The sequence below is a fragment of the Oerskovia sp. NPDC060287 genome (assembly GCF_042726775.1).
Taxonomy (GTDB): Bacteria; Actinomycetota; Actinomycetes; order Actinomycetales; family Cellulomonadaceae; genus Oerskovia; species Oerskovia merdavium.
Window position 1 is genome coordinate 1 of the sequence record NZ_JBHXBO010000290.1, and the last position, 4,495, is coordinate 4,495.

At 69.1% G+C, this 4,495-nt stretch carries 4 protein-coding genes; all 4 read left to right on the top strand.

Annotated elements, in window-relative coordinates; all coding sequences use genetic code 11:
* Positions 1 to 154: 154 nt before the first annotated feature.
* The 4 genes from ACFWFR_RS17615 (at position 155) to clpX (ending at position 4,467) form a co-directional block, all read left to right on the top strand.
* Positions 155 to 1,456: a hypothetical protein gene (locus ACFWFR_RS17615; RefSeq protein WP_377623899.1), complete on the top strand. Its 1,302-nt coding sequence runs from the start codon at positions 155 to 157 to the stop codon at positions 1,454 to 1,456.
* A gap of 194 nt (positions 1,457 to 1,650) precedes the next feature.
* A complete protein-coding gene (locus tag ACFWFR_RS17620; RefSeq protein WP_056648593.1) occupies positions 1,651 to 2,277 on the top strand; it encodes an ATP-dependent Clp protease proteolytic subunit in 627 nt (208 codons plus the stop codon).
* 50 nt (positions 2,278 to 2,327) lie between these two features.
* Positions 2,328 to 3,047, top strand: a complete 720-nt coding sequence (locus ACFWFR_RS17625; protein ID WP_082608699.1) for an ATP-dependent Clp protease proteolytic subunit — start codon at positions 2,328 to 2,330, stop codon at positions 3,045 to 3,047.
* Positions 3,048 to 3,195: 148 nt separating this feature from the next.
* Positions 3,196 to 4,467, top strand: a complete 1,272-nt coding sequence (gene clpX, locus ACFWFR_RS17630) for an ATP-dependent Clp protease ATP-binding subunit ClpX (protein WP_056648595.1) — start codon at positions 3,196 to 3,198, stop codon at positions 4,465 to 4,467.
* Positions 4,468 to 4,495: the final 28 nt, after the last annotated feature.

The window sequence follows — 4,495 nt, forward strand, 5'->3', positions numbered from 1 at the left end:
TCGTCGTACCGGCGCGCCGACGGGCGGTCGGCCCTTCCGGATGTCACCGCCGGGCGGTAGATTGCCGCGATCGAGGCCTCGCAGGAACGTCATGGCAGGCACGATCCGTCATCGTCCTTCGGCCGTTCGCGGTCGCTCTCCGGGGGAGCCCTCCATGCCGCGTCGTCAACCGTCTCTCGAGCTGTGCTTCGCGTCGGTCCGTGTCCCGTCCGGGGAGGACGCCGAGGTCGCCCGTCTGCGGCTCGCGGACGTCCTGCGCGGCGCAGGGATCGTCGGTGCGACGATCGAGGGCAGGCACGTCGGGGCCTCCGACTGGGTCGTCGCGAAGTTCCTGGCGGCCTCCGCGAAGGACGGCCCTCGGCCCGTCGCGGTCCGACGCGCACCTGCCGGCGCCACGGTCGGCGCCGACCGCGACGAGGATTGGCTCCTGTCGGACCCGGAGACGGGGTGGGCGCTGGTCGCCACCTCCGGGACCCCGTGGCTCCACCGGACCCTCGAGGCGGCGTTCGGCGACGTCCGGGTCGGCACGGTCCTCTCGTTCGACGAGGGGCCGTTCCCGGACAGCGCAGGGATGCTGTCGGTCGGCCTCGAGTACCGGGACGTGGTCGTGGCCGACTTCCCACCGCACGAGTCGGCCATGCTCGCGCACACCGCGCGGGTCCCGGTGCGGTTCGCGACGGTCCCCGCGAGCGGAACGACCCGCGCGACCACGATCGTGACCGGGCTGGAGTCCACCGAGGACGTGTCCCGGGTCGCGTTCTGGCCGACCAAGGGGCCGGTGCTCCACCTGTGGGTCAACGGCGGTTGGTCCGGGTTTCTCGTGGTGGCGGGCAAGGCCGTCGTCGGGCACGAGTTCGGGCCCGGGTGGGTGGCGCTCGACCCGACGCGGCCTGACGGCGAAGGCGACGACGAGTCGATCGCCGACGTCGTGCTCGACGAGATCATGGTCGAGCCGAGCGACCCCGACGCGGTCGCTTCCGCTCTCGGGCTCGACGAGGCGCGAGCCGAGGCCTTGCGGCAGCTCCTTGCCACGAAGGACCCTGCTGACCCTCTGGACCGGCTCGCCGCGATCCTGGCGCTCCCGGCCGAGGTGCTGGCGGCCCTGCGCGGTCAGGTCCGGCTCGACGAGCTGCCAGGTGCTGTCGTGGAGCACCCCCGGTCGTTCCTCCGATCGGCCATGGCGGACAGCGCGACCGGGGCGGACGATCCGCTCGCGAGAAGGCTCGGCGCCGCCGGGCTGGACCTCGAAGGTGCTCGTCGCCGCAAGCCGTGGTGGTTCCTCACGTGGCAGATCCTCGCCATCCCCATCATCGGTGGGGTCTCCGTCGCGATGTTCACGTACTTCGACAGCCCTGCGCGGGGCTGGTTCTTCGCCGTGCTCTGCGTGCTCAACGCTGCGTGGGCGTTCTGGCCGCGGAACCCTGGCGGAGCCCCGAGCGACACCCGGGGCGCGTGATCGGGGCCCGGTGAGCGGCGTCGTCGGGCAGCGGGGGCGCCCTTCCTGCGCCGACAGCGAAAACCCCGGATATCGGGACGGTTTCCGCTCCCTGCCCGCGTTAGGGTCACAGCAACGGTGACTCCGTCGACGACGGACGAGCCGACCAGCCGCGACGTTCGAGCGTCGCGAGCGACGAGGGAACGACGAAGGAGATGGACGTGAGCGATCAGTTTCCGGTGGCACGAGCCGAGGGGCCGGGACTCGGCCTGAACGACTCCATCTACAACCGGCTGCTCAAGGAGCGCATCATCTGGCTGGGCTCGGAGGTGCGCGACGAGAACGCGAACGCCATCTGCGCCCAGATGATGCTGCTCGCGGCCGAGGACCCTGAGAAGGACATCTGGCTCTACATCAACTCGCCCGGCGGGTCGATCACGGCCGGCATGGCGATCTACGACACCATGCAGTACATCCAGCCCGACGTCGCGACCATCGCGATGGGCATGGCGGCCTCGATGGGTCAGTTCCTGCTCTCCTCGGGCACCAAGGGCAAGCGCTACGCGACGCCCCACGCCCGCGTCATGATGCACCAGCCCTCGGGCGGCATCGGCGGCACGGCGACCGACGTGCGCATCAACGCGCAGCTCATCATGCACATGAAGAAGGTCCTCTCCGAGCTGACGGCCGAGCAGACCGGCCAGCCCCTCGAGAAGATCCTCAAGGACAACGACCGCGACAGCTGGTTCACGGCTCCCGAGGCCCTCGAGTACGGCTTCATCGACCACGTCGTGACGAACGCTTCGTCGGTCACGGGTGGCGGCGGCACGACGAGCAGCTGAGCTCGCCGAGAATCCGCCCACACGTCCACGACCCCACCCGAGGAGACACCTTGAGCTACTCAGCCAGCCAGGAATCGCAGTACATCTCGACCGCTCAGCGCCTCGCGGGCGCCGGCGCAGGCGGCGGCATCGCGCTCCCGCACGGCGCGCCGTCCTCGCGCTACGTGCTCCCGCAGTTCGAGGAGCGCACGGCCTACGGCTTCAAGCGCCAGGACCCCTACACCAAGCTCTTCGAGGACCGCATCATCTTCCTGGGTGTCCAGGTCGACGACGCCTCGGCCGACGACGTCATGGCGCAGCTCCTGGTCCTGGAGAGCCAGGACCCGGACCGCGACATCATCCTGTACATCAACTCGCCCGGCGGCTCGTTCACGGCCATGACGGCGCTGTACGACACCATGCAGTACATCAAGCCGCAGATCCAGACCGTGTGCCTGGGGCAGGCCGCCTCGGCCGCCGCGGTGCTGCTCGCGGCGGGCCAGCCCGGCAAGCGCCTCGCGCTCCCCAACGCCCGCGTGCTGATCCACCAGCCCGCGATGGAGGGCGGCGGCTACGCGCAGGCCTCGGACATCGAGATCCACGCGAACGAGCTCATCCGCATGCGCGAGTGGCTCGAGGACACCCTGGCCATGCACTCGGGTCGTGACGTCGAGCAGGTCCGCGAGGACATCGAGCGCGACAAGATCCTCACGGCCAAGCAGGCCCTGGAGTACGGCCTGGTCGACCAGGTCCTGGAGAGCCGCAAGCCGGTCATCCAGAACAAGCCCTGATCGGGACAATTCCTCCCGACCCACCGGGGTGCCCGGCTGACAACGGGCCCCCGGTGGTGTGCAATGGGGTGTAGGTCGGCAGGTGCCGTCCGGACCACCGGGTCATCGACACCGGCGGAGCAGCAAGACCGAGGCTAGGAGGCTCGTAGTGGCTCGGATCGGAGATGGTGCGGACCTGCTGAAGTGTTCCTTCTGCGGTAAGTCCCAGAAGCAGGTCAAGAAGCTCATCGCGGGTCCCGGCGTGTACATCTGCGACGAGTGCATCGAGCTCTGCAACGAGATCATCGAGGAAGAGCTGTCGGAAGCGGCCGAGCTGGGGCTCGTGGAGCTCCCCAAGCCGCGCGAGATCTTCGACTTCCTCGAGCAGTACATCATCGGCCAGGACGCCGCCAAGCGAGCGCTGGCCGTCGCCGTGTACAACCACTACAAGCGGATCCAGGCAGGCGAGACGGCCCGCCCGTCGGACGACTCCCAGGTGGAGATCGCCAAGTCCAACATCCTGCTGATCGGTCCCACGGGGACCGGCAAGACCTACCTCGCCCAGACGCTCGCGAAGATGCTCAACGTGCCGTTCGCGATCGCGGACGCCACGGCGCTCACCGAGGCCGGCTACGTCGGCGAGGACGTGGAGAACATCCTCCTCAAGCTCATCCAGGCCGCCGACTACGACGTCAAGAAGGCCGAGACGGGCATCATCTACATCGACGAGGTCGACAAGGTCGCCCGCAAGTCGGAGAACCCCTCGATCACCCGTGACGTATCGGGAGAGGGCGTCCAGCAGGCACTGCTGAAGATCATCGAGGGCACCACGGCGTCGGTGCCGCCCCAGGGTGGGCGCAAGCACCCGCACCAGGAGTTCATCCAGATCGACACGACGAACGTCCTATTCATCGTGGCCGGCGCGTTCGCCGGGCTCGACGAGATCGTCGCGACCCGCTCGCGCAAGCGCGGCGTGGGCTTCGGTGCCCCCATGGACACGCACGAGGAGGCGGACCTCTTCGCCGAGGTGCGCCCCGAGGACCTGCAGAAGTACGGGCTCATCCCCGAGTTCATCGGTCGTCTGCCGATCATCACGTCGGTCGCCAAGCTCGACACCGACGCCCTGGTACGCATCCTGACCGAGCCGCGCAACGCTCTGGTCAAGCAGTACCAGCGCATGTTCCAGATCGACGGGGTCGAGCTCGAGTTCGAGGACGACGCGATCGCGGCCATCGCGGACCAGGCGCTCCTGCGGGGGACCGGTGCCCGCGGGCTGCGCGCGATCATGGAGGAGGTCCTCCAGCAGGTCATGTTCGACGTCCCGAGCCGCGACGACGTCGAACGCGTGGTCATCACGCGCGAGGCCGTGCTCGACAACGTGAACCCGACGCTGATCCCGCGAACGGCGATCAAGCGGGCGCCCCGCGAGCGGAGCGCCTGACCGGCGCCGCACCTGCCTGCCTAAGACC

Excerpts from the sequence above, each read along its gene's own strand:
- ACFWFR_RS17620 (WP_056648593.1), top strand. The coding sequence starts at position 1,651 with ATGGACGTGAGCGATCAGTTTCCGGTGGCACGAGCCGAGGGGCCGGGA.
- ACFWFR_RS17615 (WP_377623899.1), top strand. The coding sequence starts at position 155 with ATGCCGCGTCGTCAACCGTCTCTCGAGCTGTGCTTCGCGTCGGTCCGT.